Origin of the sequence: Paenibacillus sp. FSL E2-0201, assembly GCF_037963325.1 — a bacterium.
Taxonomy (GTDB): domain Bacteria; phylum Bacillota; class Bacilli; order Paenibacillales; family Paenibacillaceae; genus Paenibacillus_AQ.
On sequence record NZ_CP150154.1, the window covers coordinates 2489075 to 2506114 of the forward strand.

Annotated in this window: 21 protein-coding genes and 1 tRNA gene; 15 read left to right on the forward strand and 7 right to left on the reverse strand. The window is 43.5% G+C overall.

Annotated elements, in window-relative coordinates:
- Positions 1-63: 63 nt before the first annotated feature.
- The 3 genes from NSU15_RS10860 (at position 64) to NSU15_RS10870 (ending at position 1389) form a co-directional block, all read left to right on the forward strand.
- Complete coding sequence (locus tag NSU15_RS10860; RefSeq protein WP_042126391.1) at positions 64-636, forward strand: xanthine phosphoribosyltransferase; 573 nt, start codon at positions 64-66, stop codon at positions 634-636.
- A gap of 99 nt (positions 637-735) precedes the next feature.
- Positions 736-1053: a hypothetical protein gene (locus tag NSU15_RS10865; protein WP_036689410.1), complete on the forward strand. Its 318-nt coding sequence runs from the start codon at positions 736-738 to the stop codon at positions 1051-1053.
- A gap of 117 nt (positions 1054-1170) precedes the next feature.
- Positions 1171-1389, forward strand: coding sequence for a hypothetical protein (locus NSU15_RS10870; RefSeq protein ID WP_042126394.1), 219 nt, complete (start codon positions 1171-1173; stop codon positions 1387-1389).
- A gap of 63 nt (positions 1390-1452) precedes the next feature.
- Here the strand turns inward: NSU15_RS10870 and NSU15_RS10875 are convergent, their stop codons facing one another.
- Positions 1453-1899 carry a hypothetical protein gene (locus NSU15_RS10875; RefSeq protein ID WP_339290322.1) on the reverse strand — a complete coding sequence of 149 codons (447 nt, stop codon included), beginning with the start codon at positions 1897-1899 and terminating at the stop codon, positions 1453-1455.
- Positions 1900-2085: 186 nt separating this feature from the next.
- Here NSU15_RS10875 and NSU15_RS10880 point away from each other — a divergent pair.
- A tRNA-Leu gene (locus tag NSU15_RS10880) sits at positions 2086-2169 on the forward strand.
- A gap of 83 nt (positions 2170-2252) precedes the next feature.
- On the opposite strand, the gene NSU15_RS10885 is transcribed toward NSU15_RS10880, so the two are convergent.
- The 4 genes from NSU15_RS10885 to NSU15_RS10900 are packed head-to-tail and all read right to left on the reverse strand — an operon-like array spanning position 2253 to position 4773.
- On the reverse strand, positions 2253-2783 hold the full coding sequence (locus NSU15_RS10885; RefSeq protein ID WP_339290323.1) for a hypothetical protein: 531 nt from the start codon (positions 2781-2783) through the stop codon (positions 2253-2255).
- Between the two features lie 48 nt (positions 2784-2831).
- Positions 2832-3515 (reverse strand): hypothetical protein, encoded by a 684-nt coding sequence (locus tag NSU15_RS10890; RefSeq protein ID WP_042126401.1) that lies wholly within the window; start codon positions 3513-3515, stop codon positions 2832-2834.
- The gene (locus tag NSU15_RS10895) at positions 3512-4405 is read right to left on the reverse strand and encodes an ABC transporter ATP-binding protein (RefSeq protein WP_339290325.1); all 894 of its coding nucleotides are present in this window, start codon (positions 4403-4405) and stop codon (positions 3512-3514) included. Before NSU15_RS10895 ends, NSU15_RS10890 begins: the two co-directional genes overlap by 4 nt.
- Positions 4402-4773 (reverse strand): GntR family transcriptional regulator, encoded by a 372-nt coding sequence (locus tag NSU15_RS10900; protein WP_076119637.1) that lies wholly within the window; start codon positions 4771-4773, stop codon positions 4402-4404. The genes NSU15_RS10895 and NSU15_RS10900 overlap by 4 nt, the downstream gene beginning before the upstream one ends.
- Positions 4774-5003: 230 nt before the next feature.
- Here NSU15_RS10900 and NSU15_RS10905 point away from each other — a divergent pair, with 230 nt between their 5' ends.
- Positions 5004-5810 carry a class I SAM-dependent methyltransferase gene (locus tag NSU15_RS10905; RefSeq protein WP_339290328.1) on the forward strand — a complete coding sequence of 269 codons (807 nt, stop codon included), beginning with the start codon at positions 5004-5006 and terminating at the stop codon, positions 5808-5810.
- Positions 5811-5819: 9 nt separating this feature from the next.
- Here the strand turns inward: NSU15_RS10905 and NSU15_RS10910 are convergent, their stop codons facing one another.
- Positions 5820-6830 carry a S8 family peptidase gene (locus tag NSU15_RS10910; RefSeq protein WP_339290330.1) on the reverse strand — a complete coding sequence of 337 codons (1011 nt, stop codon included), beginning with the start codon at positions 6828-6830 and terminating at the stop codon, positions 5820-5822.
- Positions 6831-7230: 400 nt separating this feature from the next.
- On the opposite strand from NSU15_RS10910, the gene NSU15_RS10915 reads away from it, so the two are divergent.
- A complete protein-coding gene (locus NSU15_RS10915; RefSeq protein ID WP_339290332.1) occupies positions 7231-7608 on the forward strand; it encodes a hypothetical protein in 378 nt (125 codons plus the stop codon).
- Positions 7609-7735: 127 nt separating this feature from the next.
- On the opposite strand, the gene NSU15_RS10920 is transcribed toward NSU15_RS10915, so the two are convergent.
- On the reverse strand, positions 7736-8257 hold the full coding sequence (locus NSU15_RS10920) for a hypothetical protein (protein WP_339290333.1): 522 nt from the start codon (positions 8255-8257) through the stop codon (positions 7736-7738).
- 312 nt (positions 8258-8569) lie between these two features.
- Between NSU15_RS10920 and NSU15_RS10925 the strand changes: the two genes are divergently transcribed.
- From NSU15_RS10925 to NSU15_RS10965, 9 genes are all read left to right on the forward strand, one after another.
- Positions 8570-8980: a MerR family transcriptional regulator gene (locus NSU15_RS10925; RefSeq protein ID WP_339290335.1), complete on the forward strand. Its 411-nt coding sequence runs from the start codon at positions 8570-8572 to the stop codon at positions 8978-8980.
- Between the two features lie 68 nt (positions 8981-9048).
- Positions 9049-9960 (forward strand): alpha/beta hydrolase, encoded by a 912-nt coding sequence (locus NSU15_RS10930; RefSeq protein WP_339290337.1) that lies wholly within the window; start codon positions 9049-9051, stop codon positions 9958-9960.
- Positions 9961-10258: 298 nt separating this feature from the next.
- Entirely contained in the window at positions 10259-10849 is a 591-nt protein-coding gene (locus tag NSU15_RS10935) for a TetR family transcriptional regulator (RefSeq protein WP_076119631.1), read from the forward strand.
- Positions 10850-10914: 65 nt separating this feature from the next.
- Positions 10915-11847, forward strand: a complete 933-nt coding sequence (locus tag NSU15_RS10940; RefSeq protein ID WP_339291316.1) for an AraC family transcriptional regulator — start codon at positions 10915-10917, stop codon at positions 11845-11847.
- A 95-nt stretch (positions 11848-11942) separates the two neighbouring features.
- Positions 11943-13814 carry a class I mannose-6-phosphate isomerase gene (locus tag NSU15_RS10945; RefSeq protein WP_339290340.1) on the forward strand — a complete coding sequence of 624 codons (1872 nt, stop codon included), beginning with the start codon at positions 11943-11945 and terminating at the stop codon, positions 13812-13814.
- Entirely contained in the window at positions 13814-14785 is a 972-nt protein-coding gene (locus NSU15_RS10950; protein WP_339290342.1) for an ROK family protein, read from the forward strand. The genes NSU15_RS10945 and NSU15_RS10950 overlap by 1 nt, the downstream gene beginning before the upstream one ends.
- Positions 14775-14897, forward strand: a complete 123-nt coding sequence (locus tag NSU15_RS10955) for a hypothetical protein (protein WP_283936252.1) — start codon at positions 14775-14777, stop codon at positions 14895-14897. The genes NSU15_RS10950 and NSU15_RS10955 overlap by 11 nt, the downstream gene beginning before the upstream one ends.
- A gap of 149 nt (positions 14898-15046) precedes the next feature.
- A complete protein-coding gene (locus NSU15_RS10960) occupies positions 15047-15790 on the forward strand; it encodes an SDR family oxidoreductase (RefSeq protein WP_076119629.1) in 744 nt (247 codons plus the stop codon).
- Between the two features lie 88 nt (positions 15791-15878).
- Positions 15879-16964 (forward strand): glycerol dehydrogenase, encoded by a 1086-nt coding sequence (locus NSU15_RS10965; protein ID WP_339290346.1) that lies wholly within the window; start codon positions 15879-15881, stop codon positions 16962-16964.
- Positions 16965-17040: the final 76 nt, after the last annotated feature.

Consider the following 17040-nt stretch of genomic DNA (forward strand, 5'->3'; position numbering starts at 1 on the left):
GACTTCCGTGATTCATTTGTACGGAGCGTCTGCGATTATAAAGGGTATTGGAGGTTCAAAATCATGGAAGTATTGAAACAGCGGATTTTGGAGGAAGGTGTCGTCGTTTCGGATGAAGTGCTGAAGCTGGATGCACTGTTGAATCATCAGGTAGATCCGCAGCTTACGATGGAAATGGGACGGGAGTTTGCCGGGAGGTTTGCGGACTGCGGAATTACACGTATTGTGACCGTGGAATCCTCGGGCATTGCCGTGGCATTTGCCACCGCATATGAGTTAAAGGTGCCGTTAGTTTTTGCACGCCGCAAAAAAACGCTCCTAGCAGATCCGGACGCACTTTGTGAAAGAGTTCCTTCTTTTACGAAAGGTATTGTTACCGACATCATGTTGTCTCGTCAATTCATCTCCCCGGAGGATAAAATTCTCTTTATCGATGATATTATTGCTAATGGTGATGCAGCACGCGGGCTGATTAAAATTATTCAACGCTCTGGCGCTGAGCTGGTTGGTCTTGGCGTTGTAGTGGAAAAAAGCTTTCAGGCAGGAGCTCGAACGATCAAGGAGCAGGGGATCCGGTTGGAGTCACTTGTAAGAATAACCTCTCTTAGCGGGGGCACCATTGAATTTGGAGAATAACCCGAATTTGAATAAGAACATGCCTATTTTTAAACAACTGCTTTTCACCCTATAGATTTTCCTTTATAATAAAATCAGACATAGGGAGGAGGCGTCACAATGGGGAAAGAACCGGTGACTGAGCAATTTTTTATTGATAAATTAACCGAGGCCAAGGATCACTTCGAGCGTGCGCTGGATTGCAAACACACGGAATTCGACGATCTGTATCCCTATATGATTGAACATCCTCAGTTTTTTTGGTACAAACGCTATGTAGCTTGGTCAGAGCTTCTGACAATCAAAGGTTTGTGTGAGGAACTTTCCTTCCCTTGGAGGGAGAAATTCACAACTAACCAAGTGGAGTATCTGGAGCAACGTGTGATGTCCGCTAAAGTTCTTGACTTCTGGTTTGAGAAGAATGAAGCGCTGATATAAGAATGCTTTAGTAGACATGCAATTGGTCAATTGCTTATACGAGACCCAGATGACTTTTCATTTGGGTCTTTTTTCTGGATGAATATAGGATAAGCTATATAGAGGGAGGGATTTATGATGATTAGCGATGAACAATTGGATGCGTACCGAATTTCCGGTGAGAAAATTCGTGTGGTGCGTGATGGCATAGAAAGTAATGATGTAAAGGGGATTGTTCTGGCTTGGGACGATTCGCAGGTGATGATACGTCGCCAGAATAGACGGGTAGTAAAGCTTGATCGGAATTATCTATTCCAACCCTTCAGCGAACCAAGGAAAGCTCCTGATAATATATAATCTTGGCAGCATAAACAGCTCCTTACCCAAGTGGGTAAGGAGCTGTTCTTTATTTATGGCGGATTATATGGTTAGTGCTAGCTGGGTCTCACTTTCTTCTCTGGAGAGCATGGAGAGCTCTGTGGACAGGCCGAGATATGCGCGCATTCGCAGCAGCATCTCTCTACGGAATCCTGGCCATAATATATTCATCTCACCTTGATATCCTCTACAGGTGTACAAGGCCTCGACGCCCCGTTGATCTTGGCGAACGGTTGTGACCTTCAGATCATGTGAGCTCAATTCGCGCGTAACTTCTTGAAGCATTAATGAGGTCTTCTTAGTGGCACCAGACACGAGCTCCATATAAAGCTGAGGGGTCTTAAACAGACCACTCTTACTGATTACACGGCAGTCACGTTCGAACACTTTATGAATAAACGTTAGCAGCAAATAGCTTCTGACAAGGGACATTTCTTCTTTCGTAACCTCTTCATCAACCATGGATGTCTTCAACTTTGTAGTCGCCATTATAAATCACCTCATTTATATTATGCGAACTTTTGTTCTCATTATACCTTATATTCGGAAGTAAAAGCAATAATTATCCATAAAATAATGAATGATTAGAAAAGCTAGAGAATATATTGACGCATTAATCTCAGCATGGTATGATCTATCTTGTGACGCAAGATGGATATGTAGTCATTACGATGTGCGGTCGTGGCGGAATTGGCAGACGCGCACGGTTCAGGTCCGTGTGGTAGCAATACCGTGGAGGTTCGAGTCCTCTCGACCGCATCACTAGAAACTCCCTTGAGAAATCAAGGGAGTTTCTTTTTTGTGAATATAATTAATCCGAGGCAACTGGAGCATAATCGTATCTAGATCGATAAATATCGAATTAAGCCTAATAGGGCATAGGCAAACAGAACTGTTCCAGTACCAATGCCTGTAATTGCACTGTTTGCGACGTTAAGCTTTTTCGATATGAATAGTGATGCGATAGAGACTGCAACAAGAAGTACTGCTAAAAGGTATAAACTGAAATCGTTAAAAACACTTTTTAAGCTAATAAAATGAATTCCTACAATAAAGGCAATCCAAGGAGCAACGTAATCATTAAACTTACATTTCAACAATATAGAAGCTCCAGCACCTGCCACAAATAATTCAATATAGACAGAAATTAAATAATTATCAAAAGAGGTCTTGTCATTTAAAACGGAGGGAGCATCCCAGTTCGTTATACTTAAATAGATACCAATCAAGCAGATGAGAAGGGATACACCAGAAGCTATGCCAATATATTTACGCCAGCTGGATCTGGGGTTTTCTTGTGCCCAACCAAACCAACTAAAACTAAACATACCGAATATAGAAGCATACATGGCGTAATCCCTCACATAGTCCATAAAGGTACCTCCTACACCTACAATATTTAGAATATTCGAGGCAGTGCCTTACACTGTAGACTTCCGAAGCATCCAGAACGATAAGAGTGCATACAAGACCGTCAAAGGCATGGTCCACAAGGCAAGATCAAATGCGGTATGGCTGGCAAACCAATTAAATAGATCTCCCCACCACCGATAATACGTCATTAACAATCCAGCGACACTGTACAGAATAAACATGACTGCCGCGAAAATGAATAGACCACTTCTACCAAATCTGCGGAAGATACTGGATATAACAAATCCCCAATAAAACATATGCAACATGATCATAAAATAGATCCACAGCTGTTCTAGGACAGTACCATCATTCAAGTATGGTAGGTGAAAATAATGTAGCTGCACACCCCATCCAGGTGTTAAATTGTTTTCTATAACGGATAGCAGGAACAGAAGAAGGGAGAAGCCGGCACTTGTAATAACAGCCATCAAGGAGGTACCGAAGAAATAATCCGTTCTCCGTAGGCTTAAGCCTAAGGCAAAGGGGAAAGTCTGCACCAAAATGATGATACCTATGACAAACATGTAAATAAAGATAGAGACTAGGCCACCGGTATACATGGGTTCTTGCATGAAAAAAGCTATGATAAGATTAACGAGAAAACTGGACAATAATATGATCCAAGGCATAAATAACCAAAACCATTTATCCTTGTAGTGCATTTTTAATATCCCTGTCATATGGTTCATTGTGCTGCCACTTCCTTTCCTTGAGATCTTCTATTTGTAAGATGGACAATTAACTGTTGTAAAGATATGGGGGAGATCTCCAGACCAAGCATCTCAGCACGTGATAGATCTGTTGAGTTTAAGCCGACTAGAGTGGCAGAAAGTAATCCGCCAAAAGGTTCACGAGAGATAACATCTTTACTGGAGATGAACTCTTCGACCTTCGCAGTTGCACCAATCACCTTAGCGGCTCGCCCGCGAAGAGCTTCAGCATCCTCATTAATAATAATCTTACCGTTGTCGATAACAATGACATGCTCTAACAACTGACTTACCTCGTCAATCAAATGTGTAGACAAGACAACTGTTCGTGGATATTCTGAATAATCCTCAATCAATCGATCGTAAAACAGGCTTCTTGCTACAGCATCCAGACCTAAATAGGGCTCGTCAAAAATAGTCAGCGGAGCGCGGCTGGCAAGGCCCACTACAATACCGACTGCCGAGAGCATTCCTCTGGACAGCTTCTTTATTCTTCTTTTTAAGGGGAGATTGAAGTCCTTGATTAAGGATTGGGCGTAGTCCCGATCAAAGTTAGGGAAAAATAACGCGGATACCTCTAGAACATCTATAATACGGTACGTATCCGGATACTTTTGACTTTCCTTAATGAAGCAAATCTGATTGAGTACGCGGTTATTCTCGTAGGGATGTTCTCCAAATACCTTCAAATCACCACTTGTAGCAAATAACTGTGCTGTGATCATGTGCATGATTGTTGTTTTCCCCGCACCATTTCTGCCAAGCAGTCCATAGATTTTATTTTGCTCCAAAGAAAAAGTAACGTCTTGGATGACGGTTACCTTTCCATACGACTTGGTTAGCCCCTTAATCTCAACGATTTCATTCATGACCGATTATCTCCCCTCTGAATCATCTTCGTTAATTGATCCAACGTTATTCCTAATTTCTCAGCTTCACGGATCATAGTTACAACATATTGCTCATAAAATTGCTCTTTTCTCTTCTCCATCAATACTGCACGCGCTCCAGAAGCAACAAACATACCGATACCTCGCTTTTTGTACAATATTCCCTGATCCACTAGCAGATTCACACCTTTCGCAGCCGTTGCCGGATTGATCTGGTAGAAAACAGCAAATTGATTTGTTGAAGGAACCTGTGATTCCTCCAAGAGTGTTTCTTCGATGATGTCATTTTCTATGCGCTCGGCGATCTGCATAAATATCGGTCGTGTATCATCCATTAAGCTTCCCATGTATTCACCGCCATGTTCATTGGTTAGTTAGTTATGTAATTAACGATATATGCAACGAACTTATTTGTCAATCATTTCTAAGTGCATTTTTTGATTCCTGAGTCCAAATACAGCGAATTAAGCGTATCGGCATAAATAAAAGGCTGAGCGGATTTAATCCGAACAGCCTTTTATTTTAGTGGGATGACTGCTATGATTTTGTCCTATTAGAAACAGAGAAGGGTGAAACTATGAATGAATATGGTTCGAATTTATTTAAAGGTACTGCGGTGTACTATTCAGAATATCGACCACAGTATCCTTCATCCCTTATTCGGTTCTTGATTCAGCATTTTTCGCTTAACGGAGAGGGTCGTTTACTTGATTTAGGATGTGGTACGGGTCAGTTGGCACTAAGATTCAGTGATTGGTTTGAAGAAATGATAGGTGTAGATACGGAAAGTGAAATGTTGGATGAGGCGAATCGTCTATCAAAAATTCACAGAGTAGGTAACGTTAGTTGGAGGCGGGGTAGAGCAGAAGAGCTGCTGAGCGACTGGGGCTCCTTCCGTCTTACCATTCTCGCCAAAGCGTTTCATTGGATGGATAGGGCGTCCATTCTTGAAATTCTATATCATTGTTTGGACGATAATGGCGGTCTAGCCATTATTGATACTTTTAATGTTGAGCAAGAACCATTATCTTGGCAGCTTAAGGTAAATGAAATAGTGAAACGCTGGTTAGGTAACGAAAGGATAGCAGGAGACAGCACCTATACTCATCCTAAAGAAAGACATGAGGACATTGTTGCGCAATCTAGTTTTAAAGATGTGGAAAGACTGGTTTTACCCAGTTATTCAATCACATGGACCGTGGATTCGATTATTGGTAATTTGTATTCCACATCCTATGCATCTAAGCGATTATTTGGAGATCACATAGAACGATTTGAAGCGGATATGAGATCTTCTTTATTAGAAATTGAACCTACGGGTAAATTTACTGAAGAGTTATCCGTTTCTGTTATCACGGCGTTTAAGCGAGAAATAGAGTATTAAAAAGCAAAATCACAATAAAAATCTCGCATTGATCTCACCACAGCCCGCTGTGTTAGGGGGAAGTTTCAGAGAGAATGTGTTCTTTTTCAGTAGGGCTTTCACTTGCTTTGGAGATAAAGATGGATTTCTCTGCAGCAATTGGGCGATAACACCTGAGACAATAGGTGTTGAGACGCTGGTACCGGACAGCACAAAGTAATCTTTCGCTATCCGCAAGTAAGGAAGTTCACGATCCAGTTTGGATCCGGGAGCACGAAGAGAGATGATTGTTTCACCGGGGGCAACGAGGTCTGGTTTCTTACGCCCCCGCGGTGCAGGACCACGGCTGGAATACCAAGTAATCCGGTCGTCCTTTTGTGTGAGTGTGCGGCGATCATCCACTGCACCGACAGTAATTGCTGAAGGACTAATACCAGGAGATTCGATCGTACTTCGCTTAGGGCCGCTATTTCCTGCCGCTATTACAACTGTAAGGCCGGCTCTAATTGCTTGTTCTACTGCTTGGCATAGAGGGTCATCGGCACAAGTTGAATTGACAGTACCTCCGAATGACATTGAAAGGATACGCAGCTTTAGTCGCTTGCGATTTGCAATGCACCACTCAATTCCTTTAATAATCGTGGAGTCATATCCGTCGCCGTTTTTATCGAGTACTTTAACGCCAACGATTCCAGCCTTCGGAGCAGGGCTTTTGTATTTCCCTTTGCTCATCCACCCGTTACCTGCCGCATCCCCTGCAATATGAGTCCCATGACCGTTATCGTCATAGGGCTGTTTTCTATGATTGACGAAATCTTTAAAAGCCACGATGCGGTTACAGGGCTTTATCAGATCAGGGTGTCTATACACGCCTGTATCAAGAATGGCAATGTTGATCCCTTTACCGGTAAGCCCTTGTTTCTTCTGGATGGCGGCAGAACCGATGGAGGGTGTTGCTATATTAAGGGATGTTTTTTTGATTCCATCTACATAGATTTTCTCAATCCCCTGCCAATCACACATCTGTTTCAGACAATTCATCGAAACTCGTGATGCTACAGCATTAAGTATGGGGAGGTGGTGTTTGATAGGAAAGTCATGTAATTCTAAATGCTTTTGTAATGACTTCAGCTGGGCTGGGGTCATTTTTTGTTTGAATTTGATAATGATAGGAATTTTAGCGGATGTACCGCGAGGGACTTGAGATTGTTGAATCCTTTTTCTCAGCGCCCTATGGATTTTTGAACCATGTTGTTCTACCCATAACTGTCGGCTCATTTCTTAATGGATCACCTCACAAATGCATTATATGCATCACTGATCCAGTAGGTACGAATCTATGAATCTAGGAATAAAGTATATTTCTCGCTAAGTAGGTAATAGTGAAGTCAAGAATCATAAATCTTGCATCTACTAACGTATCCTAAAAAAGAAAGTAGTGATGCAAATGGTGACCATTAAGAAGCCAGTTAACAGGCAAGCCGCTGTGGCGGCAAGAGCCCTCGCGGCAAAAAGAGTGAAAGCTGCTGCAACGAGAAAGAGACGGAGAATTAAACAGACATTGGATAGATTTATTGTTGTCGCTATTGGTACAAATGCAAGTGGCACACCTAAAGCAACTACAGGCTGGACAGCTTCATTACGAGCAGGTACTACAACAGTAACTGCTGATTTCGATGAATTTGGTGTAGTAAGATTCCCTACAATTACCACCTTAACAACGGTAGCTTATCTGCTTACATTAAGAGATGAGAACGGAGCTACTATCAGAAGTTTTAACGTTCCATCAGACCGTGAGTTTTTTGTGGCTAGATTTTAATTCGAACAAGCCTAGACCATTTTTCAATGCAACAGCATGTGTCGATTTTATATCGGCACATGCTGTTTTGTTTACTCTTATATTAATTGGGTCTTTTACGAGCGTTCATCTCAAACCACGACTATGATCATGCAGATGTTAACAATACTTGAATCTCATAAACCCACTGAAACATTCCGGTGAAAATGACGGACTGGATGACGAATGGAATCTCCGTGTTGTATTCGGCTTTAGCATGTGCAGCGATATTCTGTATCGTTTCCATTCTCTGCTCCTCCGAGCAATAACCATAGAGATAAATCCCTTTAGGTAATATTGAAATCCAGTCGGCCTGTTCAGGGTACTTCTCACAAACTACAAAAAAGACAGATGAATTCTCACTAGGCTCTGAAGTAGTGGTCATAATATTTGCACGAAGATCAAATACGAATGCATTTTTTGGCTCATCTTCAAGCTGTTGATTCAATGCATCCTGCAGTTGATGGAAACTTTCAAGGCTGGGTTTCTGTAGGGAGTGGATTTTTACGATCGCTCTTTCTCCCAAAGCCTTGGTTGAAAAATGGGTGGGGGATAGTGGGACATCGGATAAACAAGCTTGATTTTCATATTGTTTTCGTAAAGCTCTAAGCTGTGATTTTGTCTTATTCAACTGCTTGATTTCCTGTTCAATTTCCTCGTCCTTTGTTTTAAGAAAACTAATAATATAATCGAGATTATCATTCGTAAATACATCTTTAATCTTGAAGCGGCATATTCTTTTTTTTACAGAAGTTTATGACATCCAAATAAATAAGCTCTTTATCTGAATAGTAGCGATAACCGGAAGAGGGATCTAAGAAATGCCGTTTTTTTGTGTGTGAATAAGGAGTTTTTAGTTAATTTTGAGTAGTTGTTATCTCTCTTCTGATACTCTCTGGAGTTGTGTATTTGGTATAATATAGGGGATTCCAAGGAGGCGTATATGATGACGGAGTACTTGAGAGGCCAAATGGCCAAAATGGCGAATGTGAATATGGAGACGTTAAGGTATTATGAAGAGCTTGGACTGATTAGCACTCCTTTACGTTCGGAAGCCGGATATCGTCTTTATTCTGAAGAAGCGCTTAGTCGACTAACGTTTATACATAATGCTAAGCTATGTGGGTTCACATTAAAGGAAATTAAAAAGGCACTGTTAAAATCGGAAAGCAGCGGCATTAGCATAGATGATTTTGTAAACGTTGTAGTTAAAAAAATGGATAAGGTACGTAACGAAATAGTCAAACAGGAAGTGAAGCTAGCAGCCCTCGAAGATTTAAGAAGAAATTTGCTAGCAGCAGATAAACATCCAGGTGTACAGTCGACGTTAGAAATACTAAAAATGGAACTTTAACTTGACCTTGTAGTCTCCTACAGGCTTTACAATTTGCGAAGAAGAGATCTGTAGGAGGGATTATAGATATGGAAAAAACGAGTATAGAACAGCTTGCAATGATCAAAAATTATCTAAACCAAACGAACCGATTTGAAAGTAGGTCTGTAGAGCAAATCCGGCAAGAAATGGCCGAAACGGCTTCGAGCCTGCCTAGTCATTCTGATGTTAAAGTTGAACCGGCTATAATCGGGTCAATGCGTGGAGAGTGGATAATACCTATGCAGCCAGTGCCGCCTCAGCATGAAGTTATCCTTTATTTTCACGGTGGTGGGTTTATTGCGGGCACTTGTGAATTTTATCGGAATCTAGCAACACGAATAGCAAAAGCTAGCGGAACGAAAATTCTAACTATTGAGTATCGCCTTGCGCCCGAGTATCCTTATCCCGCTGCTAATGAAGATTGTATAGAGGCTTATCAGTGGTTGCTTGCGAATGGATATTCTGCCAATGGTATCGTGTTTGGAGGAGACTCTGTTGGAGCCAGCCTTGCGCTAATGACACTGATTAGTTTGAGGAATGAGGGGAGAGAGTTACCAGCGGGTGCCTTTTTAATATCACCTCATACGGATCTTGTTCATCTGGACGGAGAATCTTATCAAAGTCGAGCATTGCTTGATCCGACAAGTAGCTTAGAGGGGAGTAAACGAATACTTAACGCATATGTAGGCACATGCTCAGAGTTGGATCCAATACTATCGCCATTAAGGATGGGTTTACAAGGATTACCTGAGTTACTTGTTCAAGTAGGTGATCATGAGGTGCTTTTAAGTGATTCAACGAGGTTGACTGAACGGGCGAAAGCAGCGGGTGTTCAGGTGGAATTGGAAATATGGGAGAATATGTGGAGTGTTTTTCATTTCTTAGCGTACATGCTCCCAGAAGCGCAGCAGGCGATTATGAAGATTGGTAAGTTTGTTAGAGGGAAGCTGGATCAGTGAGAAAATAGATGAAATAATGTACTTTCGCCTTCTTGAGAGATTAGGGAGGTTTTTTGTTATCGGGGAATGGATAAACTTCACATCTTTAGGCAAGTTAACGGACTCTATTGCTCTTATTGGCATGTAAGAACGCCGAAAAGGATGGGATTTGGTTTACCAAATACGTACCTAAGTTTAATTTGTAAGAGTCTATACTGACAATGATTTTACGAATGACAAAGTGATGATATTGTCAGTTTGTTTTTGATTGTTATATGCTATGATAATAACCACCAGAGATAGAGCGAGGGGAATATATATGTCGAATGATCTTCCATTATCTAAAGAAAACATTTTGGATGCAGCTGAACAAGTGCTCCGGCGTTTTGGCCCGGATAAGACTTCCGTTGTTGATGTAGCGAGAGTGCTGAAAGTTAGTCATGGTACGCTATATAGACATTTTTCAAGTAAATCTGCTTTACGAGAGGCGGTTACCGAAAGATGGTTGCATCACAATATTTTAGCCCCGCTAAAGGTCATTACTGAGCAATTTGATGGGACTGCCAAAGAGCAGCTGCGTTTGTGGCTGGATACTCTAATCCGCAGTAAACGAACCTATGCTGCAGATGATTCCGAAATGTTTGCAATGTACGCCTCCGTAACTTTAGAAGCGGTAGATATGATTACCCAACACGTAGATCAATTAATTGAGCAAATCACACCCATTATTGAAAAAGGTATACAAACCGAGGAGTTTAGAGCGTTGGAATCAAGGGTTACAGCAAGAGCGATTTTTATTGCTACATCACGCTTTCACCATCCTGCTCATGCGAAAGAGTGGCAGACAGCTAAGATTGATCAGGAATTTAACGCCGTGTGGGATTTGATTCTTTTCGGAATTTCGAAGTAAATGTAACGGCAGCAGCTTGTATTCCATAAAGAGGCCAGTATACAATGGGAGCGAACAAAGGAGGGATGAACTTGTCAATCCAATCCAGCTTCCGTCGAGCCAATGCTATATGTAACCGACATGCTACAAAAATTCAAGGAACCGGCTTGTCCATAACTATTTTATATTGGGGTTTCATGCCGGCTCATTTCGATAATTCCCTCCACCGCCATTCTTTTTTTGAAGCTTGCTATGTGTTAGATGGAGAGGGGAGCTATTATGAACACGACAGGGAGTATAATTTAGTAAAAGGAACGGCTTTTCTGTCTACGCCTGGCGTATGGCACCAGATTCGAAGCACTTCCGGATTAACATTATGTTATGTCGCGTTTGAAATGGATGAATCACTGACAGAGCCGTTTTATCTCGAAGCGTATCGACAGCTTGCTGAACGAGGAAATAGTGTTGTTAGGGGGGCCGACTCCTCTTTGACAGGACATTTGTGGCAGGCGTTACTAGCTTTGTGTGCAAATTCAGTCTCAACCATTCCGCTAGCCCTGGAACAGGTCGCCTACTCGCTGCTGTTGTCCTTCCCCGAATTGCATGGCTTGACCCTTACCGCGGGTGAAAGTGTTCAACAACCGATTTCTCCAGGGCATGCTTTATTTAGGCAAGCCAAGCGTTTCATTGACGATAATTTGAGCAATGAGCTTACGCTTGCGACCGTCGCGACTCATCTACATATCTCTTCCCGGCATTTAACCCGATTATTTCAGGAGTATCTCAGTCAGTCCTTCGTGCATTATATTCAGGAGCGCCGGATGCAGCATGCATCGCAGCTTCTGCTAAATGATTATGCACCCATTAAGGACATTGCGTTACAATGCGGCTTTCAGTCCGTGCATTACTTTACCCGTGTTTTTACCCGCGCGCTTGGCGTATCTCCTGCCAAATTTCGCCGTTCACAATTCTCCGAAGGTCGCTCCGGCAACATTCATTTCCCTCCGAAAATGTCCTGATTGTACAAAAATAGTGCTGTTTCCTTTAAAGACGCTGTCCCCAACAATTTATACAATGTGAACATACATTGATTACGAGTTGGGAGGCAGCAGCAATGGAAGTAAGTAAAGTTCGATTTTTTAATTCTGTTCCGGTTAATCCTGTAAGGCTGAAATGCCATGAGGCAGTGCAGTCCGATATTGGGACGGGCTATGAGGCATGGCTACGGCTAATAAAGGACGATTTTAACCAACACAATGCCAAGACATATCATTTAGCCATTGACGGTACCCATGGTGCCGCATTTACGACAATCCTTGAGCAACTGCATGCACTATGTAGCCACAAGAACATTGCTTATATTGAACTGGATAGTATGAGATATATGAACAGTAGCGCGAAGCTCTTAACGGCGTTTGACCGTTATTTGACCAATAACCGCACCTTTGGATTTATTGCTTCAGATGTCGATTTTAAAGACTACTTCAGACCGCACGCGCAAGCAGAATGGCAGTCTGACGTTGCTCAAATTCTTCAGCAATCTTCGGAATCCTTAGGCGGGGATTGCTCCGGTATGATGATTATTACCTATGGACCAGGTGCAGGCTACCTCTCTTCGGATGCCTCACTATCTATATTTTGTGACATTTCACGGGAGCATCAACAGCGGCTTCACCGGCAAGGGATGGGTTCGCTGCAATTGGGGAAATGTGTAGATCCAGTAGAGACCTATAAACAAGCATTGTTCCTGGAATGGCCGGTATGGGACCAATACCGTAAGCGCTATCTAAATGATTTTGACTATTACATGGATATGAATGATCCAGATCAGCCGACGTTCCTTACACTTCCTCTGCTGCGTAAGATCATGCAAGCAGCGGCAGGGCAGCCAATTCGCGTAAAGCCTTTCTTTGCTCCAGGCATTTGGGGGGGGCAGTATTTGAAAGAACTGTGCGAATTGCCGGAAGAGTGGGATAACTGCGCATGGAGCTTTGAGCCGATCGCACCGGAAAATACGATACTGATTGAAGCATGCGGCCACACGCTGGAGCTACCTTTTCCGCTGCTGCTGTCGGCCCATCCGCTGGAAATTATGGGAGAGCGAAATGTCCGACTGTTCGGAGATTACTTTCCGATCCGCTTCGATTATCTGGATACCATTGGGGGAGATCATCTGTCCTTGCAGGTTCATCCTCGTCAAGCCTATATTGAGGAAACCTTTAACGAGACGATGACCCAGCAAGAGTCCTATTACATCATGGAGCAAGAGGAAGCAGCGACTCCCTATATTGCACTTGGTTTTACCGAAGGAATAAACGGAGAGCAACTGCTGGAAGCGGTGGATAACGCCCATGCTTCGCGGATGCCGCTCGCTGTCGAACAATATGTGAATGTGCTGGATGCTCGCAAAGGAGATTTGTTTCTTATTCCGCCAGGAGCTGTTCATTTCTCGAGCAAAGGCAACCTCGTTCTGGAAATCTCATCTACAACCTGGTGGTTCACCTTCAAGATCTACGACCACCTGCGTCTGGACAAAGATGGCTTGCCGCGGCCCATTAACCGCGATCATGCAAGTTGCAATATGAATGACAGCATAGACACGCGTTATGTTAATGAGCATTTGGTGCGATCTCCTGTCATTTCCCGCGTACAGGGCAGCAGTGTGGAGGAGTTGCTAGGAGAGCGTGAAGACTTGCTGTTCCAGGTCAAAAGATTAAAGCTGGAGAGTGAATGGCAGGACGATACGAACGGTCAGTTTCTCATGTTCAATCTGGTCGATGGCGATCGTGTTCGTCTTACGCCGCTGAACAATGAGGAGGCTACTGTGGAATGGGGATATGCAGAGTCCTACATTGTTCCAGCTGCAGTAGGGAAATTTCGGATTGAGTCCATTGGTGACTCAACATGCAGCTTAATTGTTGCTCAAGTTTCTCCAAATTGGTATACTCCGCTGCTGCCCCATCATTGGAAGGATGGTGAAGTGTAATGGAGCCTGGGGTCTTGCTGCATACCGGCTTAATGACGACCCTTGCTATCGATGCTGGAGGAACATATTTGAAGGCTGGTGTCCTAAAGAACGGCATTCTCATGCCCGGGGTTTCTTTCATTCGACCATCGCATTCGAATGGGACCCCGGAACAAATCGTTGGCGGCCTAGTAGATCTTATTCTGGAACTGTCAACCGCCTATAAAGCGCAGTTAGGTATCGAAGACCATCCAGCTCCAGCAGGGTTTGTAATCGGACTTGCCTTTCCGGGACCCTTCGAATATGAGTCAGGTATTTCGCGTATTCAGGGACTGAATAAATATGATTCCATTTACGGCCTAAATTTGAAAGCACTGCTGCGGGATGAATTAACTCGGCGCTCAGCGCTAAATTCTTCTTTGCCATGGTTGTCTGAGCTAGCAGCGGCACCTATCCGGCTGGGCAATGATGCTGTCATGTTCTCCCTTGGCGTCAGCAGATTGTTTCCTGAGGACAAAATGATATGCCTTACGCTGGGAACAGGGCTCGGGTCCACTTTTATAGAGAAGCAAAAGGTGGTCTCAGGCAGATCAGGCATACCGTCCTCAGGCATGCTATATGAAGAAATATTTAACGAAGAACGAGTTGATGATGTGTTTGGTAGCAGAGGCATTTTGTCGTTGGCGGATAGCCTTCATGCTCGTTCATGCGATGATAGTGTGGAGAATCTGGCTTTAGCTGCCCAATCAGGTGATCCCTCTACCATCCAGGTATGGGAGATATACGGCCAGCGGCTTGGTCTCATGCTGCGTCCTTATTTCGCTGCCTTTCAGCCCGACAAACTTGTTCTTGGCGGACAAATCGCCAAAAGCAGAGAATTATTTGAAGACAGCTTGCGAAGCGCGCTGATGCCAGAGCAGGTGGTGCTATATTATGAGAACGATGTGCTGGAGCAAGTGTTCTATGGCATTCATCAAATGTTTGAAAGCTGACGTAAAACCGGAAGCCTACGTCTGGTTCATGACCAACTACTGGGAGACCCATTTCAAAGAAACGGTCGATTGTGGACGGAACAAAAAACCACCTGCTATGTGGGTGGAGTGATACCCATTCGGAACATTGGGGAAATATTTTGCTCGTTAGAACCTCCTTTATAGATAATGACAAAAATAAATAATTGTCACTTGTCATTTTTTAGCCGCCGGATTATAATCAGACCAACAAGAACGGCAATTGAATAGGGGGAAATTATCATGGATCATCATTTAGCTGGAAGAGTAGCTTTGGTAACAGGTGCCTCGAGAGGTATGGGACGGGAAATTGCTGAGAACTTGGCTTTACATGGTGCGAAAGTAGTTGTTAATTATGCGAGTAGTCCAGGCAAGGCAGAGGAAGTTGTGAGCGAAATTAAGCAAAAGGGTGGAGAAGCAATTGCTGTGCAAGCGGATATCAGCCAAGTGCGAGAGCTAGAACAATTATTCCAAACTACATTAGAGGCTTATGGACAAATTGATATTCTTGTTAATAACGCAGGCATTATGATCACAAAGCCGATTGCGAGTATGACAGAGGAAGACTTCGACAAACAGTTTGCCATCAATGTGAAGGGTACCTTCTTTGCTTGCCAGCAAGCGGCTAAACATATGAGTGAGAACGGACGGATTATAAATTTCTCGACATCAGTTACAGGTCAGATGTTTCCAACCTACAGTGTTTATGCGGGGACAAAAGGTGCAGTGGAACAATTCACACGTCAGTTGGCAAAAGAATTCGGACGGAAAGGAATCACCATTAATGCGGTTTCGCCCGGTCCTGTAAATACGGAGCTCTTTACCGTTGGGAAGACTGCTGAAGAAATTGCTAATGTAGGGAATATGAATTCTTTTGGACGCTTGGGTGAGCCTGAGGATATATCAAGTGTGGTGCTGTTTCTAGCCAGTAAGGAATCACAGTGGATTACGGGCCAGACGATTCGTGTAAACGGCGGATTTATTTAAGACCAGATCCTTTAGCATCTTTTCTAATAGCCAGTCTGAAGCAACACTCCTTAGAATAAAAGGATATACACAAAGGAGGAGTGAAACCATGACACAGATGATATGCTCACCGACAAAATATATACAGGGACATGGCGAGATTCTTAAGCTGGGAGATTATTGTTTGAAGCTAGGCGCCAAAAGAGCTTATGCGATTATAGATCCTTTTATTTATTCCATGTACAAGGTGGATATCTTGCACAGCTTTGAAATCAACAATATACCTCTTATGTTGCGCGAATTCAAGGGTGAATGCAGCCGTACTCAGGTGGATGAGATGGCGCTAGAACTTGGTCTGAAGGACGTTGAAGTCGTCTTAGGAATCGGTGGCGGCAAGACGCTGGATACAGCAAAAGCAGTAAGCTATATGTCGGAGCTCCCTGTAGTTATTGTTCCCACAGTGGCCTCAACGGATGCACCTTGCAGCGCATTATCGGTTTTGTATACGGATGCGGGTGACTTTGATTGCTATCTCCCCTTAAAAAGAAATCCCGACATGGTCATCGCAGATTTAGATATTATTGCTAAAGCTCCTGCAAGATTACTGGTTGCTGGAATGGGGGATGCCTTATCCACCTTTTTCGAAGCAAGAGCTTGCCGGCAATCAGGGGCGATTACTCATGCAGGCGAGACAAGCACAATTGCAGCGTTCTCTTTAGCACGTGCTTGTCTGGACACACTTCTAGCTGAGGGCGAATCAGCATTGCAAGATGTTAAGCAAGGAATCACCTCGTCTGCTGTGGAACATATTGTTGAAGCTAATATTTACTTGAGCGGCGTCGGGTTTGAGAGTGGCGGGCTTGCGGCAGCCCATGCCATTCATAACGGACTGACAATGCATGAGGGATGCAGGAATGTGCTACACGGCGAGAAGGTTGCTTTTGCTACAATTGTGCAGTTGTTCTTGGAGAAGGCTTCTGACGAAGAGATTGCTCAGGTCATTGATTTCTGCAAAAGAATCGGACTTCCCGTTACCCTTAAGGAGCTTGGGATTCCCGATAGTGATATCGATAAATTAATGGTGGTGGCAGAGGCCAGCTGCTCCCAGGGTAGCCCGATGAAGAATATGCCATTTGAAGTTCAACCTGTGGATGTGCTGGAAGCAATCCTTGCCGCAGACAAGCGCGGGCAATAGCAACAGCTCGATTGTAAATTATTGCGAACCCTCCTCGTACATATTTAACCTTCGTGAACCAAACAATGAGAACAAT